Below are 25,324 nucleotides of genomic sequence, written 5' to 3'. Positions count from 1 at the left end.
GGAGGAGATGTTTTGATCAAACTGAATCATGTTTCCTTTTCTTACCAGAACGGGGAAGCAAATGAAATGCAGGTGCTGTCTGATGTAAGCTTTCAGGCATCACGCGGAGAATGTGTGGTACTTTGTGGGAAAAGCGGATGTGGGAAGACGACCATGCTTCGCCTGGTAAACGGTCTTATCCCTCATTTTTATGCCGGGAAACTGGAGGGGAATGTCCTTGTAGGCGGACAGGAAATGCAGCAGACACCGTTGCCCCAAACGTCCCGGATTGTGGGAAGTGTCTTCCAGAATCCCCGTACCCAGTTTTTCCATCTGGATACGACCGGAGAGATGGCTTTTAATCTGGAAAATCAGAATGTCCCCCGCCCACAGATGAAGAAGCGTCTGGAGGAGGTGTCCTATCGTCTGAACCTGCAGGAGCTGATGGACCGGAATATTTTTGAACTGTCAGGCGGCGAGAAACAGCAGATCGCCTGCGGCTCCGTTTATGCGGCTTTACCGCCGGTCATCGTTATGGATGAGCCTTCTTCTAATCTGGATATGGAGAGCATCCGAAAGCTGCAGAAGTTGATCCGCATGATGAAAGATGAAGGAAAAACTGTGCTGATTTCAGAGCATCGGCTGTGGTATCTGGAGGGAATCGCTGACCGTTATGTACTGCTGGAGGATGGCCGGATCAGGCAGGAATTTACGCCGGAAGCAGCGGCAGATCTTTCGCTGGAGAAGCGCAAAGCGTTGGGACTCAGGGCAGTAAAGCGGGAGCAGCTTTATGAACTGAGGCCCGATATGGGGCTGATAAAACAAAAGAGTACCGGGCTGGAAATAGATGGGCTTCAGTTTAGCCGCCAGATGCGCCAGGTACTGAATGTGCCGCATTTAGAAATACCGTCAGGGGCAATCGTAGCGGTGATCGGAGAAAACGGTGCCGGGAAATCCACTTTCAGTCTTTGCCTGGCAGGCCTTTTGAAGCATACGGGTACAGTACGGATCGACGGCAAGAAGATCGCGCATAAAAAGCTGCCGGAGCAGGTCTACCTGGTCATGCAGGAGGCAGGACATCAACTGTTCAGCGATACGGTATTGGGTGAATTGACCTTGAATAATCCGGCACTGTCAGAAGAAAAAGGCAAAGAGGTTTTGACAACGCTGGGCTTAAATGGTATGGAGAACCGTCACCCTGGCTCCCTCTCCGGAGGTCAGCAACAAAGGCTTTCTCTGGGAACAGCTCTTTGCATGAAGCGAAAACTGATGCTCTATGATGAGCCGACCAGCGGTCAGGATGGAGAAAATCTGCTGCGGACAGCGGAGCTGATCCGTGCAGCCAATAAACAGGCAGCCAGTACCCTGATCGTGACACATGATCCGGAGCTGATCTTGCGCTGTGCGACCCATATTCTGCATATCCACGCAGGGGAAGTAAAGAAATTCATACCGCTCGATGAGAGAGGAGTGATTTATATGAAGAAGGTATTTGGAGAGGATGCGCAGACAAAGAAGCCGCAGAAAACCGGTATTCCGCGCCTGCTGGAGTTTACAGGACGGCATCGTCCCCTACTGGGCGCTGCGCAGTTGTTGTCCGGCATCAGCGCCTTGTTCCTTCTGGGACCGTTTGTGTGTGTTTATTTTGCGGCCCGTGCGCTTTTAACCGGACTGGCCGGAGGAGGTTTTGCTATCTCGTCCCTGGTGCAGTGGGGCGTGTGGGCATTGGCGTTGGAACTGGCCGGGCTGATCATTAATTTTGCGGCACTTATGTGCTCCCATACCGCAGCTTTTCATACAGAAAAGAATTTAAAAATGGCAGCGCTCCGTCATTTGTCCAAGATGCCAATGGGGTATTTTGAGGAAAATCCCAGCGGAAAGCTAAGAAAAATCATTGATGAAAACAGCGCCCAAATGGAGACTTACCTTGCCCATCAGCTGCCGGATCTGGTGAGCGCTCAGGTCACGACGGTTGCCAGCCTTGTGCTGATGCTGGCTATGGACTGGCGCATTGGCCTTCCGCTGATCGTTCTGATGCTTGCAAGCTTTGCCTGCCAGATGACAATGATGGGCGAAAAAACCATGAATTTCATGAAGCGCTATCAGGACGCTCAGGAGGAAATGAACCACGAGGCGGTGGAGTATGTCCGGGGAATCTCCGTGATCAAGGTATTTGGACAGTCGGTACATTCGATACGGCGCTTCAAGGAAGCGATCAATGCTTATCGGGATGACGCACTGGCCTTTACTATGGCCTGCAAGCCCGGATATGTGGGCTTCAATACTGTGGTCAATGCCGCTTTTCTTGTGCTGATCCCTGCCGCACTCATCGGCATGACTTCGGCGGGAGATTTGACTGCCTTTATAGAGAATTTCCTGTTTTATCTGATTTTTGCACCTGCATGCGCATCTGTTCTCAACAAGATCATGTACATGAGTAACTATAAGATGCAGGCTATGGAATCTATGCGGCGGATTGACACAATTCTGCTTGCCAGAGAGCAGTCAGAGGCACAGGAGCCGCAAATGGCACAGGGCAGCGACATTTGCTTTGAGCATGTGACCTTTACCTATCCCACAGGCGAACAGCCTGCGGTTTCAGATGTCAGTTTTACAGCAAAAGCCGGAACCGTTACGGCACTGGTGGGACATTCCGGCTCCGGCAAGACCACCATCGGGACTCTGGTCCCCCGCTTTTATGATGTGCAGGAGGGGCGCATTACGCTGGGCGGCGTGGAACTTTCTGAGATTTCCCGACAGGAAGTCATGGGAAAGATTGCTTTTGTCTTCCAGAATCCTAAATTACTGAAAACAACACTGGAGGAAAATATCCGCGGCGGCTGCAAAAATGCCAGCCGGGAAGATATCCTGCGGGCAGCCAGTCTGGCACAGTGTGATGATATTCTGGCAAAGCTGCCGGAGGGCATTGACAGCATCGTGGGCGGGAAAGGTGTCTATCTTTCCGGAGGAGAAGTACAGCGGGTGGCTATTGCCAGGGCAATTCTGAAGGACGCACCGGTCATCATTCTGGATGAAGTCACGGCATTTGCCGACCCGGAAAATGAGGTACAGATTCAGGCAGCCCTGAAGGAACTGACAAAGGGAAAAACAGTCATTATGATTGCGCACCGGCTGTCCACCATTCAGGATGCGGATCAGATTCTGGTAATGAAAGCAGGGCGTTTGGTAGAACAGGGAACGCATCAGGAACTGCTTGGTAAGAATGGCGAGTATGCCCATATGTGGGCAGATTACAATCAGGCAATCGCCTGGAAGATTGACCGGAAAGAGGAGGTGAAACCATGCTGAAGAAATTATTCGCATTAAGCGATCAGGGGGAACGGGAATTAAAGCACGGGATTGTGGCAACTACGATAGGACATTTGTGCATCATGGCTCCCATTTTCCTCTTGATGCTGGTGACCATGGGACTTCTGAACAGGCTCTGCGGGGAGACTGGACTGACAATGCAGCCAGGAGTGATAGTTCTGATGGCGGCGGTTCTCTTACTTTTGATCTTCATAACCCAATGGGTTCAGTATAACCTGACTTATAAAGTGGCTTACGAAGAAAGCGCTAACCGGAGAATTACCCTGGCGGAAAAGCTGCGGCGGCTCCCACTGGCATTTTTCGGTCAGCGTGATCTGTCTGATCTGACAACAACCATGATGGGTGACTGCTCTAAACTGGAAAGAATTTTTTCCAATGCGGTTCCCAGTCTCTTTGGAACAGTCATTATGTTTGTGATTGTGTCCGTGGGGCTTTTGATCATGGATTGGCGCATGGGGCTGTGCATTGTTCTGCCGGTACCGGTAGCTGCGCTTATTTTGATAGCGGCCAGAAAGGCCCAGACAAAAGCGGAAAGCCGCAATTATGACGCTCACCGTGCCGCTTATGATGGAGTGCAGGAATATCTGGATACCATACAGGAGCTTCGCTCCGCCGATCTGGAACAGGAATACCTGGATGGAGTTGAGAAAAAACTGGATTATGTGGTAAAGTGTGCGTTTCGTAATGAGCTGGCTCCAGGTACTGCTGTGACGTTGGCGCAGCTGACAGTACGCTTTGGGCTGGTGGCAGTTCTGCTGGTAGGAGGTCTGTTGGTAGCTCAAAATATGCTGTCCGTCAATATGTTTATTCTTTATCTGTTGGTAGCAGGCCGTGTTTATGAACCCTTTGGTTCCTGCTTTATGTTGATGGCGGAACTGTTTTCTGCATTTGTCAGCATTGAGCGGACGAAGAAGATGGAAGCGACAGTGGAGCAGACTGGTCAGCCTGTTTGTAAGAACAATGGGTACGACATTGAGTTTAAGGATGTTTCTTTTTCGTACAATGATGAGCTTGTACTCAATGGGATTTCCTTTGTAGCGAAACAGGAGCAGATCACTGCGCTTGTAGGCCCTTCCGGCAGCGGAAAATCTACTGTTTCCCGTCTGGCAGCCCGGTTCTGGGATGCAGATACCGGTCAGGTACTGCTGGGTGGCGTGGACGTGACGACTGTGGAGCCGGAAACGCTGTTTAAGAATTATGCCATCGTCTTTCAGGATGTGACCCTTTTTGACGATTCCGTTATGGAGAACATCCGCCTTGGTCGGGCGGGGGCGACAGATGAGGAAGTGCTGGCGGCAGCCAGGGCAGCTCAGTGCGAGGAGTTTGTTTCCCATCTGCCTGGCGGCTATTACAGCAATATCGGTGAGAATGGCTGCGCCCTTTCAGGAGGCGAACGGCAGCGTATCTCTATCGCCCGGGCGATCCTGAAGGATGCGCCGGTAGTTATTTTGGACGAAGCCACAGCTTCCATGGATGCGGAGAATGAGAACTTGGTTCAGCAGGCACTGTCCGTGTTGCTGCAGGGGAAAACTGTACTGGTTATTGCGCACCGTATGCGGACGATTGCAAACGTCGATAAGGTGGTTGTTCTGGAACAGGGCCGCGTCGCAGAGACGGGAACGCCGGAGGAACTTCTGAATCAAAAGGGATTGTTCTATCGTTTGGCTGAAGCACAGACGGTACATCGATAGAGCTTCGGGAATCAGAAAACAATGCAGACAGGTAATAAAAGAGTAAAAGATGGCCGCCTATGAGGAAATTATCCTTTTGAGCATCCTCTCCAAGAAGAAGGTCTACACAATCGAATACTCTTGCCCGATAAAGGGGCGTGGACAGTCAAAGCACTGCCCACGCCCCTTTTTGATTCGACAGCTTTCTTCAGCATTTGCTACGACATTTTGGCAAGTGTTGAATGAACTTGAACAGGACAACAATCAAGCAATCTATTACTTCAGATATCCTGTATATACAAAGAGAAGAAAAATAAGTGCTATAATATTAACTGTGTTGAAAATGTAGGAAAAAATGCAGAGATTTATCTTAGAAATAGTGAAAATGAAAAGCACAGAAAAATCACAACGACACAATCAGAATACTTTGATGGGATAAGAAGCCTTCCTATAAATCAAATTGAAGTTCCACCATGTTTTAAAAAGAATAGGCCAGCAGAAAAGAAAATTGATTCTATGATTGAATATTATAAAGAACGTGGACATTTTGATAAGCCTGTCACGGTTGTATTTCGGGATGATAAGTATGTATTAAAAGACAAATTTTTACGATACTATGTCGGAAAAGAATTGAAGTTAAAAGAAATTGATGCAATATGTACAGTCGATCAATATTCAAAGGAAAATGATGATAATGTGTGGTAGATATTTTATTGATTCTGATATGGCAGATAAAATCGAAAAAGTAGTGCATGATATAGACCAACGAGTCCGGCAGAAACGTTTTGCAGGAGATATCTTTCCAAACAATGTACACCGATCATTGAAAAATCAGAACATGGATTGAAACTGGATGTCTGCAAGTGGGGCTATCCATTGTCACAAGGAAAGAATCTAGTTATAAATGCAAGAACAGAATCTGTTATGGACAAACCTTCTTTTCGAAATGGAATTCTCTACCACCGTATATTGATATGACAAGAAAGGTTTCCACTGTGGCAGGAAAAAAATATGCTTATTATCTATGTTCCACAAATAAAGAAACAAAACGCTGTTCCAGTCACAGAATACCGGAAAAGGATCTGGAAGATGCCGTACTGGTGATGCTGAAACAGCATATCCAAAATATCCTGCACCTGAAAAGAATCCTGGAATTTATTGGTACTGTGCCATTTCAGGAGATCAATATGAAGAAGTTGCAGGACCGGCTGGAGAAGAAAAAGCAGGAGACAGAACGCTGTAAGGAGTTACGGATGATGCTCTATTCGGATATGAAAGAGGGCATTGTATCAAAAGAAGACTATGTAGAGCTTCATGCAGCCTATGGAAAGCGGCTTAGAAATGCGGAAGAGGAGTATCCGTGCGATCCAGAAAGAAATGGATAGTGAGCTGGAAAAAGCAGACAAAGCCAATACCTGGCTGGATTATTTTGTGAAGTATCAGGATATTGAAGAACTGTCACGCACAGTGGTGGTAGAACTGATCAGGCAAATTAGAGTATACGATAAAAAGAATATAGAGATCACTTTTGATTTTGATGATTGTTATCAGACATTGCTGAATCAATTACCTGCTATGGGAGTTGATATGGTAATAGATGATAATAACAATCTGCAGGTCAAGGTAAAGGAGGTTGTATAAAATGGCACGAAAGAGCAGGAAAAACATTCCGGAAGTAGTCAGCAGTGCAACCGTTCAGACAGAGGTGAGCAGACCGTTCCGGGCAGGATTGTATGCCAGAATTTCAATGGAAACAGAAGAAACCTTAGAAAGAGGAACGATAGAAACCCAGGTGGAATTGATGAAAAATTTTGTGGCAGATACGGAAGATATTTCGGTTGCGGAAGTTTATAAGGACTCTGACTATTCAGGTACAAATTTTGACCGTCCTGGATTCGTACAGATGATGGAAGATATCAAGCATGGAAAAATCAACTGTGTGATCGTAAAAGATCTGTCAAGACTTGGAGAAAATTATGTCGAAACCAGCAATTATATTGAACGAGTCTTTCCGTTTTTCCATGTGAGATTCCTGGCTGTGACAGATGATTTCGATTCCTTCAGAGAGGGGGTGGATCTTACAGTTCCACTGAAGAATATTATCAATGAGTTCTATTCGAAAGACCTTGCCAAAAAGAGCAGCAGCGCAAAAAAAGCGCTTTGGAAAAAGGGAAAATTTACAAGTGCCTGGGAACCGTATGGTTACAGAAAGTCAGAAGAGGACCATCATCAGTTGATCGTTGATGAAGAAGCAGCAGAACATTTGAGAAGTATATTTTCTATGTATATGGATGGCAGGAGCTATAGTGATATTGCAAGACAGCTCAATAAAGATGGGGTTTTATCACCGACTTTACAGAGAAAATTCTATAAAACCGGTGAAAAGCCTCTTCCGGGGTCAAAACCCTGGAACAATTATGAAGTGAAGCGAGTACTTCAGGATGTTCATTGCACAGGTGATTCTGTATTTGGGAAATACCAGCAAAGTGTTTTTCGGGGAAATAAACAGAGAAACCGACCAAAGAGTGAATGGCTGCATGTGGAGAATACACATGAAGGAATTATAGATAGAGAGTTGTTTCAGCAGGTACAATCTAAAATCCAGGAATATACGGAAGCGTATAAGAAGAGACATCAGCAGAACAATGGGGATATTCGAAATCATAATTTCTATACAGGAAAGATATGGTGTGGAGGCTGTGGCAACCGCATGACGTTGTCCAGAGAAAGAAATGGCACATTCTTTTATATTTGCGGAGCCAATACCAACCATAAATCAGGGGGAAAGCAATGTAAAGGGCACAGAGTCAGAAAAGAATATGTGGATGACGATGTTCTTCGCCTGATCCAAACGCATATGAAAACCGTATTGGATACGGAAAAATTGATTCAGGAAATGAATACAGCTTCCAAAAATCAGACACAGTACCTGCTTTTGGATAAAGAAGTGGGGAAACTTCGACGGGAACTGAGCCGTATCAGTAAGCGTAAATCGGATTTATATGAAGATTACTCGGAACGTTTGATTACAGAAGAAGAGTACATACAGTTTTCTCGGATCTATTCCAATGAAATTGAGAATATCAAGAGCCGTCTGGACACTGTATTGGCGGCACAGGTTCGGTATTCCCAGGATTACCACATTGAAGAAGGCTGGGGAAATGTGATACATACTTATATGTCAAAGCGTAAGCTGACAAAAGAAATGGCAGATGCCTTTGTGGATTCAATTATTATCCATGGTAAGTATGATTATGAGATCAAGCTGGTATATGACGATCAGTTTGCAGATTTACAGAAATTAAAGAAAGAGAAGGAGGCGCAGTCAAGATGACAGAGCATAGAAAAACAGCTGTTTATATCCGTTTATCCGCAGAAGATGACAATGTAGATGGCAGAGCCAAAAAAGAGAGCGACAGTGTAACTTCTCAGAGAATTCTGTTAAAATCATTTGTGCTTGATCAGCTGGGTGTAGCTGAGGCTGACATCCTGGAATATGTGGATGACGGTGTCAGCGGTACTCATTTTAAACGGCATGGATTTCAACAGCTGCAGGATGACATGAAAAGCGGAGAAATCGGCTGTGTAGTTGTAAAAGACTTTTCCAGATTCGGAAGAGACTATCTGGAAGTTGGATTTTATATTGAATATATTTTCCCACTTCTACAAATACGATTTATTTCGATTAATGACAGCTATGACAGTGCAGCAAGCAGCGGAATGACTGGTGGAATGAATGTAGCATTGCAGAATCTGGTATACAATATGTATAGCCTGGATTTGTCCAAGAAAATTTCATCAGCAATGCAGACAAGAACAAAAAACGGCACACGTCTTCCGGTAAATGCCAGATATGGCTATAAAAAAGGAAAAGATGGAAGGCTGGAAGTTGATCCGGAAGCTGCAAAAGTTGTGAAAATGATTTTTCAGATGGCAGCAGAGGGAACAAGTTTTGCAGATATTACAAGGGAATTGAACAGACAGGCGATTGCCACTTGTGATGAGCAGAAATTATCAAGAGGGGATCAGGTGCAGTTCCAGAGGTTTGACACGATTAAAAAGAAACACTGGAGCCCTACGACAGTAGCGGCAATTGTACGGGATGAGATTTATATTGGAACCAGAATCTGGGGAAAAACACGTTGCAGTATGCATACCGGTCATAAAGCAGTTCTAAATGAGGAAACAGAATGGGTTCGCCTGGAAAATCATCATACGGCAATTATAGACAGGGCATTGTTTGAAAAAGCAAATGAAATGCATCCGAAAAAGAAGAGAAGTGTTGCAGAGTCACGCACTAATTTTACTCTGGAAAGACGTAAAAAACAGCCGGCATTGCTGCTATGTGCCAACTGTGGGCATTCTCTGTTAAAAGAAACAGAGCATCTGCTGAAATGCTCAGATGCCCGAACCAATGGAGATCCTGTGTGTCGAAGTCTGGTGATCCGGCGGAAACCGCTGGAGGAGAATATCCTTGGGCTTGTTCATCAGTATGCAGCGTCAATGTTGGAAAAAGAAAAGAAAGTATCTGCCAAAAGGCAATGCGACTACAAAGAGATCAATACCTCAGAATTGCAAAAACAGAGCCGACAGTTGACCTCGGAAAAGATGAAGCTCTATGATGATTATAAAGATGGTCGTATAGATCGTGATTTGTATAAGCAGAGAGCTGAAAAGATAAGTGTACAGCTGGATGAAATAAAACGAAAGATAGAAGATGCAGAGAATAGTAAAAAGCTTCTTGAACAAAACGAACTTTCTGATAAAATAAAACTAAAAGATTTCTTGGGAATTCAGAAGTTCGATACAGAGAAGTTGCGTGAGATTATCAAGGTGATTCGTGTTCATAGTCAGGATGAAATTGAAATCGAATGGAATTTTGACGATATTTTTTCGGAACAGAGGTAACTTGAGCAGGACAAGAATGACTTATCATAAGATAATAAAGGTGCTGGGACTACCTGATGGAAGCGTCAGATAGTCTTCGGCAGAAAAAAATAAAATTTTTTTGTCCTATACTTGACACATCCACATGTGTGTCGCCATACGTTTTGTTCTAATATGGCTAAGTCGGGAATGAATCCGAAGATGCTCCAGTATATAATGGGACATTCTGATATCAGTGTTACGATGAATACCTATACTCATGTTAAATTTCAGGATGCACAGGAAGATTTTCAAAAAGCAATCAATTCATAATAACCTGATGAAAATGAGAGAAAAATGGCTGGATGCCAGTATTTATCCTAATCCCCCATTTCTTACCTGTCGATTCCCAATGGCAGAAAAGCCTTTGGTACAGACTTGAAATTTACCAAAGAATTTACCAAAATTGCTGACAAAAATATGCAAAGATATGCCAAAATATGCCAAGATAAGGTGAAAATAAAGAAAGGTAAAAAGGCTTGAAAAGCCTGAAAATAAAGGAAATATGGGAAAAATCAAAATATTATTTGTTTGCCACGGCAATATCTGCCGCAGCCCGATGGCGGAGTTTGTGATGAAAGACCTTGCGGCAAAAGCGGGGAAAAGAGGCGCATTTGAGATTGCTTCGGCGGCGGTGAGCCGAGAGGAACTCGGCAACCCGGTGTATCCGCCCGCAAAGCGCAAGCTTTTGGAACACGGCATTCGCTGCGGCGGCCATGCGGCGCGCCAGATGACGCGTGCGGATTATGATAAGTTTGACTACATCATCGGCATGGACAGCTCCAATCTGCGCGGCATGCAGCGTATTTGCGGAGGTGACCCGGAGCATAAATTCTCGTTGCTGATGGAGCACACCGAACGCCCCGGCGACGTGGCTGACCCGTGGTACACCGGCGATTTTGAAGCGACCTGGCGCAATGTTTATGAAGGCTGCACCGCGCTTTTGAAGGAGATTTCGGGATGAACGGAAAAGCACAAAGAAGCGGAGTATTGAAGTAAACGGCAGAATTTTCACAGCTGACGCGATGTGACCTCCGTGAGGAAGAACTGCTTTTTAGTTTGTATAATTCTATCTTGTCCAATATTTGCGGTCGAGCGTGCGGTAGCGCACGGCCTCGGCGGCATGGCGCGCTTCGATGTCGCGGCTGTTATCAAGGTCGGCGATGGTGCGCGAAACCTTTAGCACACGGTCGTAGGCGCGGGCGGAAAGCCCGAATTTTTCAAATGCGTTTTTCAGCAGGGCATCGGCAGCAGGCGCGGTGCGGCAGACTTCATGCAGCATTTCCGGCGGAATCTGTGCATTGCAGGTGATGCCGGTGTTCGCAAAACGCTTGTTTTGAATATCCCGTGCGGCATCCACACGCGCTTTGATGGACGCGGAGCTTTCCTCCTTTGCGGCGTTCGAGAGGTCGCGAAAATCGACCGGCGGCACTTCAATGTGCAGGTCGATACGGTCGAGCAGTGGCCCGGAAACGCGGCCGAGGTACCGTGCCACGGCGGTCTCCGAGCAGGTGCACGGGCGTGTGGGGTGACCGTAATAGCCGCATGGGCAGGGGTTCATGGCGGCGACGAGCATGAATTTACACGGGAAAGAGACCGTGCCGTTCACGCGCGAGACGGTCACAACGCCGTCCTCAAGCGGCTGGCGCAGCGTCTCCATGGAGCTGCGCGAAAACTCCGGCAGCTCATCCAAAAACAGCACGCCGTTGTGTGCGAGGGAGATCTCGCCGGGGCGGGGGATAGACCCGCCGCCTGAAAGCCCCGGGCCGGAGATGGTATGGTGCGGCGAGCGGAAGGGGCGCGTTTCAATGAGCGCGGTGTTGCTCGGCAGAAGTCCCGCAACGGAGTGAATTTCGGTCGTTTCGATCATTTCCTCAAAGCACATTTGCGGCAGAATGGACGGCAGCCGCTTTGCAAGCATGCTTTTGCCGGAACCGGGCGAGCCGATGAGCAGCACGTTGTGCCCGCCGCTTGCGGCAATCTCTAAAGCGCGCTTTGCCTGTGCCTGTCCTTTTACATCGGCGAAGTCCGGCAGCGGCGGCTGATTTTTCGGATCGCTGTGGTACGGCGCGGCGGGCAGAATCGGCTTTGTACCGCGCAGATGGTCGATGAGTGTGAACACGTCCGGCACAGGGTAGACCGAAAGCCCGGTCACAACGGCGGCTTCATAGGCGTTTTCCGCAGGCACAAACATGCGCGTGTAGCCGAGCTTTCCGGCTTCTATCGCCATGGAGAGCACACCGCGCACAGGATGCAGCGCACCGGAAAGCGAAAGCTCGCCCGCAAAAATGCAGTCGTCCGTGTTGACATTCAGCTGGCCGGTGGCTTTTAATAAAGCGATGAGCAGCGGCAGGTCGTAAACGGGACCCTCTTTGCGCACGTCGGCAGGGGCAAGGTTCATCGTGATGCGGCTGACGGGGAAATCGAACCCGCAGTTTTTCAGTGCGGCGCGCACGCGATTGCGCGATTCCTTTACGGCGGCGTCCGGCAGGCCGACAAGGTCAAAGGCAGGCAGACCGGCAGAAAGGTCACATTCCACTTCCACTTTGAACGCGTGCATGCCGAAAAGTCCCATGCTGAATGCTTTTGATACCATATTTTTACCGCCTTTCGCAGTTCTTGTCTGCATTATATACTTTTTGTCGAATTTTAGCAATAGAAGTTTAAGTTTGCAGGATAGATATAAATGTAAAAATTCGGTCGAGCATTTTTGTACAGTATAGGAAGATTTGTCTTGACTTCTGTAAGGGTTTGGAGTATGATAAAGAAACAGTAGTCATTTGGAGCGTTCTCATGCAGGAAACCGGGCAGAAAAATAGTATACCGCTCAGCGATGAGGCGCTGGCACTTCGTTTTCAAAACGGAGATGACGCGGCGTTTTCGGAGCTTGCGGCGCGCTACCTGAAGGTCATCCGCATCAAGGCGTGCAGTTTTCGCGAGATTTTTTCCCTTGAGCGGGAAGATCTGTACCAGGAGGGGCTTTTGGGGCTTTTAGATGCGGCGAATTCCTATAAGCCGAGCGAAAGGACGTCGTTTGAAACGTATGCCGGACGGTGCATCAACAATCGAATCGTCAGCGCCGTGCGGCGTAGCTCCAGTCTGAAAAATTCTTTCCTCAATAACGCTGTGCCCATTGAGGAGATGGAAGACCTTGGGGCAGACCGCCTTTCCGACCCGCAAACGCTTTTGGAGAGCCGTGACGAGATGGACCGGCTGCTTTCCGCTATCCATATTTCACTTTCCGATTTTGAGCTGCGTGTGCTTTCTTTGTATCTTGGCGGCTATAAGCGGCAGGAAGCAGAGAGAAAACTCGGCATTTCGGCGCGTGCGTTCGATAACGCGATGGCGCGTGTACGCAAAAAGCTGCGGCAGAAAAACAATGACGCCAAAGGATGACTTTCGCGCGGATATCTTTTCTATATATTTATATGTATGTATATGCCCTTCCACAGTTCATGGCGTTGTTTTTCAATGAAGCGGTGCAAATCCGCCGGGGGCAAAACTCATTCTATTCTATTATGACCAAAGCGAGGTAAAAACACATGTACGAAGACAAGACCCTGATCTGCAAGGAATGCGGCAAAGAATTTGTATTCACAGCCGGCGAGCAGGAATTTTACGCATCCAAGGGCTTCGAGAACGAGCCGCAGAGATGCAAGGCATGCCGCCAGAACCGCAAGAATGCAGCAAAGCCGGAACGTGAGATGTACACGGCTGTCTGCGCCGCCTGCGGCAAGGAAGCAACCGTTCCCTTCAAGCCGCGTGAGGACCGTCCGGTCTATTGCAGCGAGTGCTTTGCACGCATGAAGGAAGAAAGATAAGCTTTAAAACGCATATCGGTGCCCGGCGGGAGACTGCCGGGCATTTTGCAGTTCAAAGACAAATATTGCTTTATAAATATTTACGATATTTACGCGGAAAGCCGTGATACACCTTGCAAAACAAACTTATGCATCGTATAATTAAATTGGTTAAATATCTTTAAAGGGGGATGTTTTATGCACATTACGGTTGATACCATCATCGGCGATATTCTGCGGCGGGAGACAGAGGCCGCAGTGTTTTTCAGGGAAGCGGGCATGCATTGCATGGAATGTCCCGCCGCACGCGGCGAAACAGTTGCAGAGGCCTGTGCGGTGCATGGTATGGATGCAGAGCAGTTCGCAGCAGCATTTAACGCGCGCTTCGCCGCAAAATAAGCAAATTCGCCGATCCGGCAATTCGGAGGAACTCATGGAACAAAACAGAATAGAACGAGCACCCACCCTTGGCGCGCGTCTGCAAAAATGTGCAGATTTTGTGCGGGAAGGCAAAAAACTTGCCGATATCGGTACAGACCACGGCTATGTGCCGGTCTGTTTGCTGCAAAGCGGCAAGATACCGTTTGCCGTTGCGGTTGATGTTCACAAAGGGCCGCTGGAAAGCGCCGTGAACAATGCTTCGCGCTGCGGTGTGGCGAACAAAATGCACTTTGTGTGTGCAGACGGTCTGCACGGGGTGCTGCCGGATGAGGCGGAGGACATTGTCATCGCCGGCATGGGCGGTGAACTTATTTTGCGTATCATCTCGGAAGCGCCATGGCTGTGCGCGATGGATAAGCACCTTGTTTTGCAACCGATGACGACCGCCATGCAGCTTAGAGAGGGACTTGCCGCGCTGGGCTTTACGATTGACCGCGAAGAAGCGGTAGTAGATAGTGATAAAATTTACTCCGTGATGTCCGTGTACTATACCGATCAAAAGCGGGATAATTTAAAGCTGATTGATTTATATATGGGGCAGATCAAACCCGGCAGTCCGTTCAGCGCACGTTATGCCAAAAGCGTGCGGCACAACATCGAAAATAAGATCAAGGGCATGCGGCACGGCGGCGCGGACAGCAGCGCGCTGGAAATTTTGCTGCAAATGCTTTTAGACCTGTACGGCGAGGAGGAGAACGCATGACCGTTCGAGAGATCTATGATGCCATAGACCGTATTGCGCCGTTTCAAGCGGCAATGGATTTTGATAACGTCGGTATTCTGGTCGGTGATGAAAATGTCGAGGTCACAAAGACGTTGCTTTGCTTGGATGTCACGCCGCGCGTTCTGCGTGAGGCGAAAAGCATCGGCGTGGAGCTCATCATCAGCCACCACCCGGTGATCTTTAACCCGCTGCGTACCGTGCAGCCGCAGAACATCATCTATGCGCTTGTGCAGAGCGGCATTGCGGTCATCAGTGCGCACACGAATCTCGATATGGCATATCCCTACGGCGTGAACGATGCGCTTTGCCGCAAGTTGGGACTGCAAAACGTCCGCGGCATTTTAAAAGAGGGCGAAACGGACATTGCCTACATGGGCGAGCTGCCGGAAGAAATGACAACGGAGGACTTTGCTGCGCACATTAAGGAAGCGCTGGGGCTTTCGGCGGTGCGCTGCACGGCGGTCAGCAAAATGCTCCGCACAGTCGCGGTCGTTGGCGGTGCCGGGGGAGACTATGCCCTTGCAGCGCAGGCAAAGGGCGCGGACGCGTTCGTCACCGGCGAAGTGAAGCACCACGAGGCCATCGCGGCGCAGCAGGCGGGACTGGTTTTGTATGAAGCCGGGCACTACCACACGGAGCTGCCGTACCGCGAGCGGCTGAAAGCGTATCTTGACACAGCCTGCCCGGGTGTGGAATTTATCGTTTCCGAAAGTGAACGCCCGCCGATGGAAACGCTTTGAAACAGAACAGAAAGGCGCTTTTTAAAAGCGATGGTTTTATAAAATGGCACTGGATGGTGTATTTTTACGACATTTAAAAGAGGAAATCGGCACATCCTTGCTCGGCACGCGCGTAGACCGTGTGTTTCAGCCGAACCGCGATGAGCTGATTCTCGCATTTCGCGGCTTCAGCGCCGCATATAAGCTGCTCATTTCCGCCCGTGCAAACAGTGCGCGCGTCAATCTGACGACAATTCCGGTGGAAAACCCGCAGCAGCCGCCGATGCTGTGCATGCTTTTGCGCAAGAAATTGCAGGGCGCAAAGCTTTTGGAGATCACGCAGCCCGACTTGGAGCGTGCGCTCATGCTGAAATTCGACAGCGTGAACGAGCTCGGCGACCACGTGGAGCTGACGCTTGCCGTGGAGATCATGGGCCGGTACAGCAATATCATTTTGGTTGACGAAAACGGCAAAATCATCGATGCACTAAAACGCGTGGATGCCGAGATGTCTTCGGAGCGTCTTGTGTTGCCTGGGCTTTTATACCGCCTGCCGCCCCCGCAGGATAAGCTTTCCATGCTTACCTGCACGGTGGAGGAGATCATGGCGCGTATCGACGCTTTACCGCGTGATATGGAGCTTTCCAAAGCGTTGATGTCCGTTTTGCAGGGCATTTCGCCGATCATTGCGCGCGAGATCGAAAACAGCGCGGGGCTGGGGCATGAAGTGTATGTGAAAAGCATGACGCCCCCGCAGCGCCGCCGTACGGAGATGTACGTGACGACGCTGATGGAGACGGCGAAAAACGTTTCCGGCACGCCGCATATTGTCATCGACCCGCAGAATAAACCGAAAGACTTCGCGTTTATGGACATTCGTCAGTACGGCAGCGCGATGACGGTCAGTGAAAAAAAGAGCTTTTCCGAAATGCTCGACGCGTTCTACGCCGAGCGCGACCAGATTGAGCGTATGCGCGTGAAAAGTCAGGATCTTCTGCGTCTGCTTGCGAATCACGCCGACCGTTTGAGCCGCAAGATCGCGAACCAGCAGGCAGAGCTTTCCGCATGCGCCGAGCGCGACACACTGCGCATCAAGGGCGACCTGCTCAGTGCGAATATGTATGCGATTCAAAAGGGTGAAACATCCGTAAAACTGCAAAATTTCTATGATGAGAATTTGGCAGAGCTTGAGATTGCGCTCGACCCGGCGCTCACACCGCAGCAGAACGCGCAGAAATACTATAAAAACTACCGCAAGGCAAAAACGGCGGAGGAAAAGTTGACCGAGCAGATCGGCCTTGCGCAGACGGAGCTGACGTATATCGACAGCGTGTTCGAATCGCTTGCCCTCGCCGAAAACGAACGTGATTTAAATGAGATTCGCGCCGAGCTTGCCGAACAGGGCTACGTGCGCCGCAAAGCGGGCAAAAAGAACCAGAAGCAGCCTGCGCTTTCCGCACCGCTCAAGTTCAAGACGAGCGACGGCTTCACGGTGCTTGTCGGGCGCAATAACCGCCAGAATGACAAGCTGACGATGAAGGACGCAAACAACAACGATATTTGGTTTCACACGAAGAACATCCCCGGCTCGCACACGGTGCTCGTCACAGACGGCAAAGCACCGACGGAGACCGCCATGGAGGAAGCCGCCGTGCTTGCCGCACAGCACAGCCGCGCGAAGGATTCCGCGCAGGTGCCGGTCGATTACACGCAGATCCGCTATGTTTCAAAGCCGCAGGGCGCAAAGCCCGGCATGGTCATCTATGTGCAGTATAAGACCGTCTACGTAGATCCCACAACCGAATCAAAAGCGAAACAGCAGTCATAAAAGAGGAATTCAGCCCTTTTTGGAGGAGTTAAAATGGAATTTCCGAAGTCTTTTATCCGCGCGTCCGAAGCTTATAACACGTTTGAACACCACGTGCCTGCGCCGTATCTGCGCCGCGCATTTCAAGCCGATTACGAAGCCAAAGCAAACGTTATCATCACGGCGCTCGGCTTTTATGAGCTGTATTTAAATGGCGAACGCATCACAAAGGGACGTCTTGCGCCGTACATCAGCAATCCCGATGACCTTGTGTATTACGATACGTATGAGGTCACGCTCCGCGCGGGCGAAAATGTGCTTGGCGTGTGGCTTGGCAACGGCTTCACGAATAACCCCGGCGGGCATATCTGGGATTTCGACACCGCCGCATTCCGTGCCGCACCGCAAATGGCGCTGTGCCTGACGTACACGGACAAAAGCGGGGAGGCACACTGCATTGAAAGTGACGAAACGTGGCGTACGGAATCGTCTCCGCTGCTGTTTGATGACTATCGCTTCGGTGAAATTTACGACGGCCGCTTGGAAATACCTGGCTGGAATACGATCGGCTTTGACGACAGTGCATGGAAATTTGCCGAACGCGCCCCGCAGCCGCGCGGCGAAAAGCGCCTGTGTACCGCGGAGCCGATTGACATCGTAAATGAATTAAAGCCCATCTCCGTTACGAAAACGGAAAAGGGCTATCTGTACGATTTCGGCATCAACACCGCCGGTGTGTGCCGCTTGTGCGTGCGCGGCGAGCTTGACCAGCGCATAGAACTTCGGCACGGCGAGCACTTGAAGGACGGCCTGCCGGACGTGGAAAATATCTGGTTTAAGCGTGAGCACTGGGCGCGCGACCTCGAATATGTCCACAAAGACGTGTATACCTGCCGCGGCGACGGGGAAGAGGTATATACACCGGCGTTTACGTATCACGGTTTCCGTTATGTGCTCGTCAGCGGCATCACCGAAGCGCAGGCGACGGAAGACCTGCTCACAGCGCTTGAGATGCACTCGCTGCTCGAAGAGCGCGGCGGTTTCTCCTGCTCGGATGAGACCGCAAACAAATTGCAGCAAATGACGCGCCAATCGGACGTGACGAATTTCTATTATTTCCCGACGGACTGCCCGCAGCGCGAGAAAAACGGCTGGACGGCCGACGCGGCACTTTCTTCCGAACATATTTTGCTGAACCTCGGCGCAGAAAAGAGCTACCGCGAATGGCTGCGTGCCATTGTGAAAGCACAGGATCATAACGGCGCGCTGCCCGGCATCGTGCCCACAAGCGGCTGGGGCTTTGCTTGGGGCAACGGCCCCGCATGGGACAGCGTGCTCATTGAGCTGCCGTACAGACTGTATCAGTACCGCGGCGATTTGGATTCCGCAAAACTATGCGCCCCGGCGATCATCAAATACCTGCACTACCTCACAACGCGTATGGACGAGCACGACTTGCTTGCCATCGGCCTTGGCGACTGGTGCCCGCCGGGACGCGAAGCGCACGAATATAAATCGCCGCTCGCATTCACCGATACGGTGCTCTCAAAGGACATGGCGGATAAAGCCGCGTTTCTGTTCGATAAGCTCCATATGCCGGAGCAGGCGGCGTTTGCCCGCGCGCTTTCTAAGCGCTGGAAAGCTGCCGTGCGCCAGTATCTCATCGACGAGAACACTATGCTCGCTGCCGGCAACTGCCAGACTTCGCAGGCCATGGCCATCTACTACAACATCTTCGAGCCCGCAGAGCGCAAGGCGGCGTTTGAGCAGCTCATCAACCTCATTGAGGAGCAGGAGTATCACCTCGATGTCGGCGTGCTCGGCGGACGTGTGCTGTTCCATGTTTTGACGGATTTCGGGTACAGTGACCTCGCGTTCTCCATGATCACCCGCCCGGATTATCCGTCCTACGGCAACTGGATCGCACGCGGCGCCACGACGCTGTGGGAGGTGTTTCAGCCCGAGGGCAGTGATCGCATCGGCTCACTGAATCACCACTTCTGGGGCGACATCAGCAGCTGGTTTACGCAGGCGCTCTCCGGTATCCGCATGGCGCCGCACGGTGAACCGAATGAGGTGGATTTCCGCCCGTCGTTCATCTCGCGCCTCACACATGCCGAAGCGTTCCACATTGCACCCGCAGGCCGCATCGCTTCCGCATGGGAGAGGGATGAGGACGACGTCATTGAGTTGACGGTTGAGCTGCCAAGCACCATGCACGGCGTTATTCGTCTTGAAAGCGGCTATGTCTTTGAAGATGGCCTCGCTTACAAAGCTGCCGAAAGCGGAACATACCGCATTCACAGCATCGAATAAACGGCGATATTTTTCGCTTTGCGAAAAAAGATCAATAAAAAACAAAAAAGGGCTTGAAATTTGTAACCGCCTGTGTTATAATCTTCAAGTACCAAACGGGGGCGTAGCTCAGCTGGGAGAGCGCTTGAATGGCATTCAAGAGGTCAACGGTTCGATCCCGTCCGTCTCCACCAAAGTCCTGATTTTCTTCGGAAAGTCAGGACTTTTTGCTATATGCGGAACTTTTGAAAAAATCGAGGAGATCAAAACAGGGCATACCGCGTTAAAGATGAAATGCTTTTGCGGTATGCCCTTGATTTTTTTTGAATGGCGCGTTATAATAGATTTGTGGGTTAGAACAAACTAACTTTTTGCGCGATGAAACGGAGTCGTTAAGGCTGAAAAGAGCAAAGCATTTAAAATGGCATTCTCACCGTTCACCCAAGCGCAACGTCTAAGATCATCATGGCGGTAAAGCCCACGGCAAAAAACACCGTGCCGATGTTGGAGTGCGTGCCCTGTGACATTTCGGGGATAAGCTCCTCTACGACGACGTACAGCATTGCTCCGGCGGCGAAGCTCAAAAGGTACGGCAGCGCCGGCACAATGAGCTGGGCGGCCAAAACGGTCAGCACGGCACCGATGGGTTCCACCGCACCGGAAAGCACGCCGTCCAAAAACGCACGCGACTTTTTCATGCCTTCAGCGTGCAACGGCATGGAGATGATGGCGCCTTCGGGAAAATTTTGAATGGCAATGCCGAGCGAAAGTGCAAGTGCGCCTGCGGCGGTGATCTGTGCGCTGCCGGAAAGGTACCCGGCGTACACCACGCCTACGGCCATACCCTCCGGAATATTGTGCAGCGTGACGGCAAGCATCATCATTGTGGTGCGGTGCAGTCGGCTTTTCGGGCCTTCCGCCTGTTCGCTGCTGCGGTGCAGGTGGGGGATGGTGTGGTCAAGCAAAAGCAGGAACAAAACGCCTGCCCAAAACCCGACCGCTGCCGGCAGAAACGAGAGCTTGCCGAGCGCTGCGGATTGCTCTATGGCGGGGATTAATAAGCTCCATACCGAAGCCGCCACCATCACACCTGCCGCAAAGCCGGTCAGGCTGCGCTGTACGCGATCGCTGAGCGATTTTTTCATGAAGAACACGCACGCTGCGCCGAGCGAGGTGCCAAGAAACGGAATCAGTATGCCGTAAAATGTTTCCATATGTATCCTCCGTATACCGTGAAATCGAATAGGTTAGTTTTAACTAACTTCCGAATATAGCATACACGAAATTAAAGCAGAAGTCAACCGTGAACCGAGAAATTCTGTTTTGGCGATACATAAAAGATCACTAGCAAGGAAATAGGGCGAAAAGACCAAATAGAGCGAAAATTTCACTTTTATTTTTGAATTTGAGTTAGAAGTTGCTAACTTTTAATACAATGCCGCACGCGGGCAACGGCCTCTTTTCCCGCAGTCAGAACATAATGTTAGGGGGCGCGTATCATGCGTGACGCGATACAACAAGAAGAGCAAAACACGATGCTGCTTGCGGAAAGTGACGGCTGTGCCGTGTGGCAGCTGCGCAACGAGACGGGCGAGGGCACTGTGACATGCTATACCATTTTTCCGGGTGTGGAGCTTCGGTTTCGAGATATGCACATGACGCACTGCGTATGCGGAAAGACCGACGACCGTATGCGGCTCACAATTGAGCATTGCCGCGAAGGGCGCATGGCCTACGCGTTGGGAGAAGGCGCTTTTTCCTATGTGAGCGCCGGTGAGATGAAGCTTGAAAACGGCGCGTCATGCTCGCAGAAACTCGATTTGCCCTCCGGTCATTACCATGGACTCGTGGTCACGCTCGACCCGGAGCAGGCCTCGCGTTCCCTGCCGAACGTCATGGCGGGCTTTTCCGTTACCCCGGCGGCGATTCTGCGCCGCTTTGCGCTGAACGGAACGCCTAAGGTTATTGCGTGCACGGAGCCGGTCGCACGCATTTTTGAGGAAATGTACCGCGTGCCGGAAAAAGCACGTATTTCCTATTTTCAGATTAAAATACTGGAGCTGCTGCTCGCGCTCGACAGCATGACGCCGCCGAAGGAAAACGCGGCGCATCCGTACTTTTATAAGACACAGCTTGAAAAAACCAAGGCCGTGCGCGATTTTCTCGCCGAGCATATCTCCGAAAACTTCACGCAGGAAGAGCTTTCTGCACGATTCGATTTTGCGCTGACGCCGATGAAGACCTGCTTTAAGGCGACGTACGGCACATCCATCGGCGCGTGGCTCACCGATTATCGCATGAATTACGCGGCGGAAATTTTGTTGCGTGAAAAACGCCGGAACATTGCCGAGATTGCCGCACAGGTCGGATACGACAGCGCCAGTAAGTTTGCGGCGGCGTTCAAAAAAGTAAAGCACATGACGCCCGCTGAATACCGCAGCGCGTTGCGATAAATCCAAAATAAAGCAGTGAAGTTCCAATATAACGTTGCTTCGGTGCTTTTAGAATCTCAGAAAAGTTTCACTTGCAACCTTTTCCCTTGTGTAGTAGAATAACGGTAAAATCAAAACGACTTCGAAAAACATAAAGGAGCGTGCCCGTATGGATGCTTTGCAAAACCTTTTTAATCGCAGAAGCGTGCGGGATTTCACCGCACAGCCCATTGAAGAAGAGAAGCTGCACCGGATTTTAGAGGCCGGCATGAGCGGTCCTTGCTGCGTGAATGCGCGCGATTGGTCGTTCATCGTCGTCACCGACCGCGAAAAGCTGCTTGAAATGGCAGAGGCGAACGGTAGACCGGCACAGCCGCTGAAAAAGGCTGCGGCCGCCATTCTGATCTGCGGCGATCTCGAGCGTGCATTCCCACCTGCGAAGGACTATTGGGTCATCGACGGCGCCATTGCCGCGCAGAATATGACGCTTTGCGCCGATGCACTCGGTCTCGGCTCTGTGTGGCTCGGCACATGGCCGCAGATGGATCGCGTAGAAAAGCAAGCCGCACTGTTTAACCTGCCGGAGACCATTGTGCCGCATTCCGTTCTCGCACTCGGCTATCCCGCGAAAGAGAATAAAGAACCGCGTGAAAGCCGCTACGAAGAAAACCGCGTGCATTTTGAAAAGTGGTAAAAACGAAGGACGTTGCCCCGGCGGGCAGCGTCCTTTTCTCATACTTTGTTGTGCAGTGTGCCGAGTTGATAAAACGCCACGGCGCTTGCGGCGGCAACGTTCAGCGAGTCCACACCGTGCGACATGGGAATCTTCACCGTATAGTCGCAATGCTCGATCGTCGTGTTTGCAAGGCCGTCACCCTCGGTGCCAAGCACAACGGCGAGCTTCGGCTCTTTCTCCAGACGCGGGTCAGAGAGGGGAAGCGTGTCGTCGCGCAGCGCCATGGCGGCCGTCTTAAAGCCGAGACCGTGCAGCGTATCCTGCCACGAAACGTCTTCGGGCAGATACGTCCACGGCACCTGAAATACCGTGCCCATGCTCACGCGGCTCGCGCGGCGATACAGCGGGTCGCTGCCTGCGGCGGTCAATAAGACCGCGTCCATGCCGAGCGCCGCCGCACTGCGGAAGATTGCGCCGATGTTCGTGGGGTTCATCACATTTTCGAGCACGGCAATGCGGCGCGCATTTGTGCAAACTTCCGCAACACTTTTCAAAGCCGGGCGGCGCATCGCACACAGCATGCCGCGGGTTAGCTTAAAGCCGGTCAGCTGTGTCAAAACATCCAACTCTGCTGCGTAAACAGGAATATCTTCGGGACAGCGAGACAGAATTTCCGCAGCCTTGCCCTCCACATGCTTCGTTTCCATTAAAAAAGAGAGCGGCACGCAGCCGCCGTCTAAGGCGCGGCCGATAACGAGCGGGCTTTCCGCAATGAACATTGCGTTTGCGGGGTCGGCGCGGTTGACAAGCTGGTTTTCCGTAAGCCGCGCAAAAACGTCCAGCTCCGGCGCGGAAAAGGACGTGATGGAAATGATATTTGCCATAAAAACACACTTTCAATTATTTAATATTGAAGCTATCTAAGCTAAAGTAAAGCGAGCGCACAAAGTTTTGCGCAAGCTTTTTCAAGAAGCTTAAACCGAACGCACGCGTTCGGTTGCGCTTTTTTTTAGGGCAGCGCCCTAGATCGCCGTCCGCAGACGACGAAATCTTTTTGTCTATCCAAAAATCAGGAAGGGAAGCAAAACAGTCCGATGGACTGTTTTGCTCGGGAAACCCAATTAGGGAGTTCCCGAACGATGAGTAGAGCGAGGCGTTGAAAAGCTGCAAAGCGCAATCCCGCCCTATATTCCCAAATATTTTATCATACCGCAAAGCAGAAAATCAAGTAGATAGGGCAGGAAGAATGCCGCTTATAAAGAAAACCGCTCAAAAACGTAAAATTTTCATGAAATATCATTGACAAAGTATACAGCAAAGAGTAAAATACCCAGTGTATGAGGCGTTTACAGTTTATTCACAACGTCTCAAAATATTTCAGATCATCTGCGGCAGATCGCAGATACAGGAGGAAACACACATGAAAAAGGTATTGAGCATTGTTCTGGCGCTCGCGCTTCTCTGCGTCACCTTCGCAGCATGCGCAGGCAACGGAACCTCTTCCACAAGCTCTGCCTCTGAGGAATCCAGTGCTGTCAGCTCTGAATCCTCTGCAGAATCCGAGTCTTCCGCGTCTTCCGAGGAAAGCACTTCCACGGAAAAGACCAAGATCGGCATCCTTGCACCGGCTGTTACCCACGGTTGGGTCGCAGGCGTTGCATATTACGCTGAGCAGCGCTGCAAAGAGCTGAGCGACACTGTCGACTACAAGCTCTACACCAGCAACAACGCTGAGGAAATGACTTCTCAGATCGACGACCTCAAGTCCTGGGGCGCAGAAGCTATCGTTGCTTTCCCGCAGTGGGAAGGCATGGAAGTGCCGATTCAGGAAGCAATCGATGAGGGCATCGTTGTTGTAAACTTCGATATCGAGATCGCAGCGGACGGCGTTTACCGTGTATCCGGCGATAACGAATCCATGGGCGTTGAAGGCGCTAAGTACATTGTCGATAAAATCGGCACCACCGGCAAAGTCGTCGTTCTCGACGTTCCGACCTCCGGTTCCGTTGCAGAGCTCCGTAAGAAGGGCTTCATGGATACCATCAAGGAGATTGCGCCGGATATGGAGATTGTTGAGTATGCTACGCAGTTCACCCGTGAAGCCGGTCAGGCTGACTTCGCCGACATCCTCACCAGCAACGATCACATCGACGCTGTTTACTCCATGGACGACGAGACTTCCATCGGTGTTCTGCAGGCTATTTCCGAAGCAAACCGTGACGACATTAAGGTCATCACCGGTGGCGGCGGCTGCCAGGAGTACTTCAACATGATGAAGGAAAACGAGAACATTTGGATTGAGTCTTCTCTTTACAGCCCGCTGATGGTCAAGGACGCTGTTGATATGGCGCTTGACGTTCTCGCAGGCAAGGACGTAGAGCCGGTCAAGATTATCTCGACGACAGTTGTTGACAGAGACAACGTTGACGAGTACCTCGACCCGGAGAACACCGTTTACTAATTTAAAAGTTCTGCAAAGGGGCTGTTGCGCAAGCAGCAGCCTTTTTTGTTAAAAGGGGATAGCC

General features: G+C 50.4%; 22 protein-coding genes, 1 tRNA gene and 1 pseudogene. 20 read left to right on the top strand and 4 right to left on the bottom strand.

The window, feature by feature from the left end; all coding sequences use genetic code 11:
* Positions 1-12: 12 nt before the first annotated feature.
* From R2K26_RS05765 to R2K26_RS05725, 9 genes and pseudogenes are all read left to right on the top strand, one after another.
* The gene (locus R2K26_RS05765; RefSeq protein WP_316519175.1) at positions 13-3,288 is read left to right on the top strand and encodes an energy-coupling factor transporter ATPase; all 3,276 of its coding nucleotides are present in this window, start codon (positions 13-15) and stop codon (positions 3,286-3,288) included.
* Positions 3,282-5,000, top strand: a complete 1,719-nt coding sequence (locus R2K26_RS05760; RefSeq protein WP_316519174.1) for an ABC transporter ATP-binding protein — start codon at positions 3,282-3,284, stop codon at positions 4,998-5,000. Before R2K26_RS05765 ends, R2K26_RS05760 begins: the two co-directional genes overlap by 7 nt.
* Before the next feature lie 495 nt (positions 5,001-5,495).
* A complete protein-coding gene (locus tag R2K26_RS05755) occupies positions 5,496-5,684 on the top strand; it encodes a hypothetical protein (protein WP_316519173.1) in 189 nt (62 codons plus the stop codon).
* Positions 5,685-5,974: 290 nt separating this feature from the next.
* Entirely contained in the window at positions 5,975-6,364 is a 390-nt protein-coding gene (locus R2K26_RS05750; protein ID WP_316519172.1) for a zinc ribbon domain-containing protein, read from the top strand.
* Positions 6,357-6,620, top strand: coding sequence for a DUF4368 domain-containing protein (locus R2K26_RS05745; RefSeq protein WP_316519171.1), 264 nt, complete (start codon positions 6,357-6,359; stop codon positions 6,618-6,620). The genes R2K26_RS05750 and R2K26_RS05745 overlap by 8 nt, the downstream gene beginning before the upstream one ends.
* Before the next feature lies 1 nt (position 6,621).
* Positions 6,622-8,313, top strand: coding sequence for a recombinase family protein (locus tag R2K26_RS05740; RefSeq protein ID WP_316519170.1), 1,692 nt, complete (start codon positions 6,622-6,624; stop codon positions 8,311-8,313).
* Positions 8,310-9,887: a recombinase family protein gene (locus R2K26_RS05735; protein ID WP_316519169.1), complete on the top strand. Its 1,578-nt coding sequence runs from the start codon at positions 8,310-8,312 to the stop codon at positions 9,885-9,887. Before R2K26_RS05740 ends, R2K26_RS05735 begins: the two co-directional genes overlap by 4 nt.
* 120 nt (positions 9,888-10,007) lie before the next feature.
* A pseudogene (locus R2K26_RS05730) lies at positions 10,008-10,178 on the top strand (tyrosine-type recombinase/integrase); the annotation flags it as partial.
* A 232-nt stretch (positions 10,179-10,410) separates the two neighbouring features.
* Positions 10,411-10,869: a low molecular weight protein-tyrosine-phosphatase gene (locus R2K26_RS05725; RefSeq protein WP_316519168.1), complete on the top strand. Its 459-nt coding sequence runs from the start codon at positions 10,411-10,413 to the stop codon at positions 10,867-10,869.
* Positions 10,870-10,974: 105 nt separating this feature from the next.
* Here R2K26_RS05725 and R2K26_RS05720 read toward each other — a convergent pair whose 3' ends face one another.
* Positions 10,975-12,501, bottom strand: a complete 1,527-nt coding sequence (locus R2K26_RS05720) for a YifB family Mg chelatase-like AAA ATPase (RefSeq protein WP_316519167.1) — start codon at positions 12,499-12,501, stop codon at positions 10,975-10,977.
* Positions 12,502-12,656: 155 nt separating this feature from the next.
* On the opposite strand from R2K26_RS05720, the gene R2K26_RS05715 reads away from it, so the two are divergent.
* The 8 genes from R2K26_RS05715 (at position 12,657) to R2K26_RS05680 (ending at position 19,885) form a co-directional block, all read left to right on the top strand.
* Positions 12,657-13,301, top strand: a complete 645-nt coding sequence (locus R2K26_RS05715) for a sigma-70 family RNA polymerase sigma factor (protein ID WP_316519166.1) — start codon at positions 12,657-12,659, stop codon at positions 13,299-13,301.
* Between the two features lie 146 nt (positions 13,302-13,447).
* On the top strand, positions 13,448-13,726 hold the full coding sequence (locus R2K26_RS05710) for a zinc-ribbon domain containing protein (protein WP_176820484.1): 279 nt from the start codon (positions 13,448-13,450) through the stop codon (positions 13,724-13,726).
* A gap of 177 nt (positions 13,727-13,903) precedes the next feature.
* On the top strand, positions 13,904-14,104 hold the full coding sequence (locus R2K26_RS05705; protein ID WP_316519165.1) for a DUF1858 domain-containing protein: 201 nt from the start codon (positions 13,904-13,906) through the stop codon (positions 14,102-14,104).
* A 34-nt stretch (positions 14,105-14,138) separates the two neighbouring features.
* Positions 14,139-14,849, top strand: coding sequence for a class I SAM-dependent methyltransferase (locus R2K26_RS05700; protein WP_316519164.1), 711 nt, complete (start codon positions 14,139-14,141; stop codon positions 14,847-14,849).
* Entirely contained in the window at positions 14,846-15,610 is a 765-nt protein-coding gene (locus R2K26_RS05695; protein ID WP_316519163.1) for a Nif3-like dinuclear metal center hexameric protein, read from the top strand. Before R2K26_RS05700 ends, R2K26_RS05695 begins: the two co-directional genes overlap by 4 nt.
* Positions 15,611-15,653: 43 nt before the next feature.
* Positions 15,654-17,417, top strand: a complete 1,764-nt coding sequence (locus tag R2K26_RS05690) for an NFACT RNA binding domain-containing protein (protein ID WP_316519162.1) — start codon at positions 15,654-15,656, stop codon at positions 17,415-17,417.
* Between the two features lie 33 nt (positions 17,418-17,450).
* The gene (locus R2K26_RS05685) at positions 17,451-19,712 is read left to right on the top strand and encodes a family 78 glycoside hydrolase catalytic domain (protein ID WP_316519161.1); all 2,262 of its coding nucleotides are present in this window, start codon (positions 17,451-17,453) and stop codon (positions 19,710-19,712) included.
* A 97-nt stretch (positions 19,713-19,809) separates the two neighbouring features.
* A tRNA-Ala gene (locus R2K26_RS05680) sits at positions 19,810-19,885 on the top strand.
* 243 nt (positions 19,886-20,128) lie between these two features.
* Here the strand turns inward: R2K26_RS05680 and R2K26_RS05675 are convergent.
* Positions 20,129-20,905, bottom strand: coding sequence for a ZIP family metal transporter (locus R2K26_RS05675; RefSeq protein ID WP_396897224.1), 777 nt, complete (start codon positions 20,903-20,905; stop codon positions 20,129-20,131).
* 285 nt (positions 20,906-21,190) lie between these two features.
* Between R2K26_RS05675 and R2K26_RS05670 the strand changes: the two genes are divergently transcribed.
* The gene (locus R2K26_RS05670) at positions 21,191-22,144 is read left to right on the top strand and encodes an AraC family transcriptional regulator (RefSeq protein ID WP_316519160.1); all 954 of its coding nucleotides are present in this window, start codon (positions 21,191-21,193) and stop codon (positions 22,142-22,144) included.
* Positions 22,145-22,292: 148 nt separating this feature from the next.
* Positions 22,293-22,817 carry a nitroreductase family protein gene (locus tag R2K26_RS05665; protein WP_316519159.1) on the top strand — a complete coding sequence of 175 codons (525 nt, stop codon included), beginning with the start codon at positions 22,293-22,295 and terminating at the stop codon, positions 22,815-22,817.
* 38 nt (positions 22,818-22,855) lie between these two features.
* Here the strand turns inward: R2K26_RS05665 and R2K26_RS05660 are convergent, their stop codons facing one another.
* Complete coding sequence (locus tag R2K26_RS05660; RefSeq protein WP_316519158.1) at positions 22,856-23,683, bottom strand: RNA methyltransferase; 828 nt, start codon at positions 23,681-23,683, stop codon at positions 22,856-22,858.
* A 16-nt stretch (positions 23,684-23,699) separates the two neighbouring features.
* On the bottom strand, positions 23,700-23,969 hold the full coding sequence (locus R2K26_RS05655) for a hypothetical protein (RefSeq protein ID WP_316519157.1): 270 nt from the start codon (positions 23,967-23,969) through the stop codon (positions 23,700-23,702).
* 250 nt (positions 23,970-24,219) lie between these two features.
* Between R2K26_RS05655 and R2K26_RS05650 the strand changes: the two genes are divergently transcribed.
* Positions 24,220-25,260 (top strand): ABC transporter substrate-binding protein, encoded by a 1,041-nt coding sequence (locus tag R2K26_RS05650; protein WP_316519156.1) that lies wholly within the window; start codon positions 24,220-24,222, stop codon positions 25,258-25,260.
* Positions 25,261-25,324 lie beyond the last annotated feature (64 nt).

Source organism: Neglectibacter sp. CSJ-5, assembly GCF_032490475.1.
GTDB lineage: Bacteria > Bacillota > Clostridia > Oscillospirales > Acutalibacteraceae > Hominenteromicrobium > Hominenteromicrobium mulieris.
The sequence above is the reverse complement of the archived record's forward strand: the minus strand, read 5'-3'. Positions and strand labels throughout refer to the sequence as shown.

Coding starts and splice junctions, on each gene's coding strand:
- R2K26_RS05760 (WP_316519174.1), top strand. CDS start 3,282: ATGCTGAAGAAATTATTCGCATTAAGCGATCAGGGGGAACGGGAATTA.
- R2K26_RS05755 (WP_316519173.1), top strand. CDS start 5,496: ATGATTGAATATTATAAAGAACGTGGACATTTTGATAAGCCTGTCACG.
- R2K26_RS05745 (WP_316519171.1), top strand. CDS start 6,357: ATGGATAGTGAGCTGGAAAAAGCAGACAAAGCCAATACCTGGCTGGAT.
- R2K26_RS05740 (WP_316519170.1), top strand. CDS start 6,622: ATGGCACGAAAGAGCAGGAAAAACATTCCGGAAGTAGTCAGCAGTGCA.
- R2K26_RS05735 (WP_316519169.1), top strand. CDS start 8,310: ATGACAGAGCATAGAAAAACAGCTGTTTATATCCGTTTATCCGCAGAA.
- R2K26_RS05725 (WP_316519168.1), top strand. CDS start 10,411: ATGGGAAAAATCAAAATATTATTTGTTTGCCACGGCAATATCTGCCGC.
- R2K26_RS05720 (WP_316519167.1), bottom strand. CDS start 12,501: ATGGTATCAAAAGCATTCAGCATGGGACTTTTCGGCATGCACGCGTTC.
- R2K26_RS05710 (WP_176820484.1), top strand. CDS start 13,448: ATGTACGAAGACAAGACCCTGATCTGCAAGGAATGCGGCAAAGAATTT.
- R2K26_RS05705 (WP_316519165.1), top strand. CDS start 13,904: ATGCACATTACGGTTGATACCATCATCGGCGATATTCTGCGGCGGGAG.
- R2K26_RS05700 (WP_316519164.1), top strand. CDS start 14,139: ATGGAACAAAACAGAATAGAACGAGCACCCACCCTTGGCGCGCGTCTG.
- R2K26_RS05695 (WP_316519163.1), top strand. CDS start 14,846: ATGACCGTTCGAGAGATCTATGATGCCATAGACCGTATTGCGCCGTTT.
- R2K26_RS05690 (WP_316519162.1), top strand. CDS start 15,654: ATGGCACTGGATGGTGTATTTTTACGACATTTAAAAGAGGAAATCGGC.
- R2K26_RS05685 (WP_316519161.1), top strand. CDS start 17,451: ATGGAATTTCCGAAGTCTTTTATCCGCGCGTCCGAAGCTTATAACACG.
- R2K26_RS05675 (WP_396897224.1), bottom strand. CDS start 20,905: ATGGAAACATTTTACGGCATACTGATTCCGTTTCTTGGCACCTCGCTC.
- R2K26_RS05670 (WP_316519160.1), top strand. CDS start 21,191: ATGCGTGACGCGATACAACAAGAAGAGCAAAACACGATGCTGCTTGCG.
- R2K26_RS05665 (WP_316519159.1), top strand. CDS start 22,293: ATGGATGCTTTGCAAAACCTTTTTAATCGCAGAAGCGTGCGGGATTTC.
- R2K26_RS05660 (WP_316519158.1), bottom strand. CDS start 23,683: ATGGCAAATATCATTTCCATCACGTCCTTTTCCGCGCCGGAGCTGGAC.
- R2K26_RS05650 (WP_316519156.1), top strand. CDS start 24,220: ATGAAAAAGGTATTGAGCATTGTTCTGGCGCTCGCGCTTCTCTGCGTC.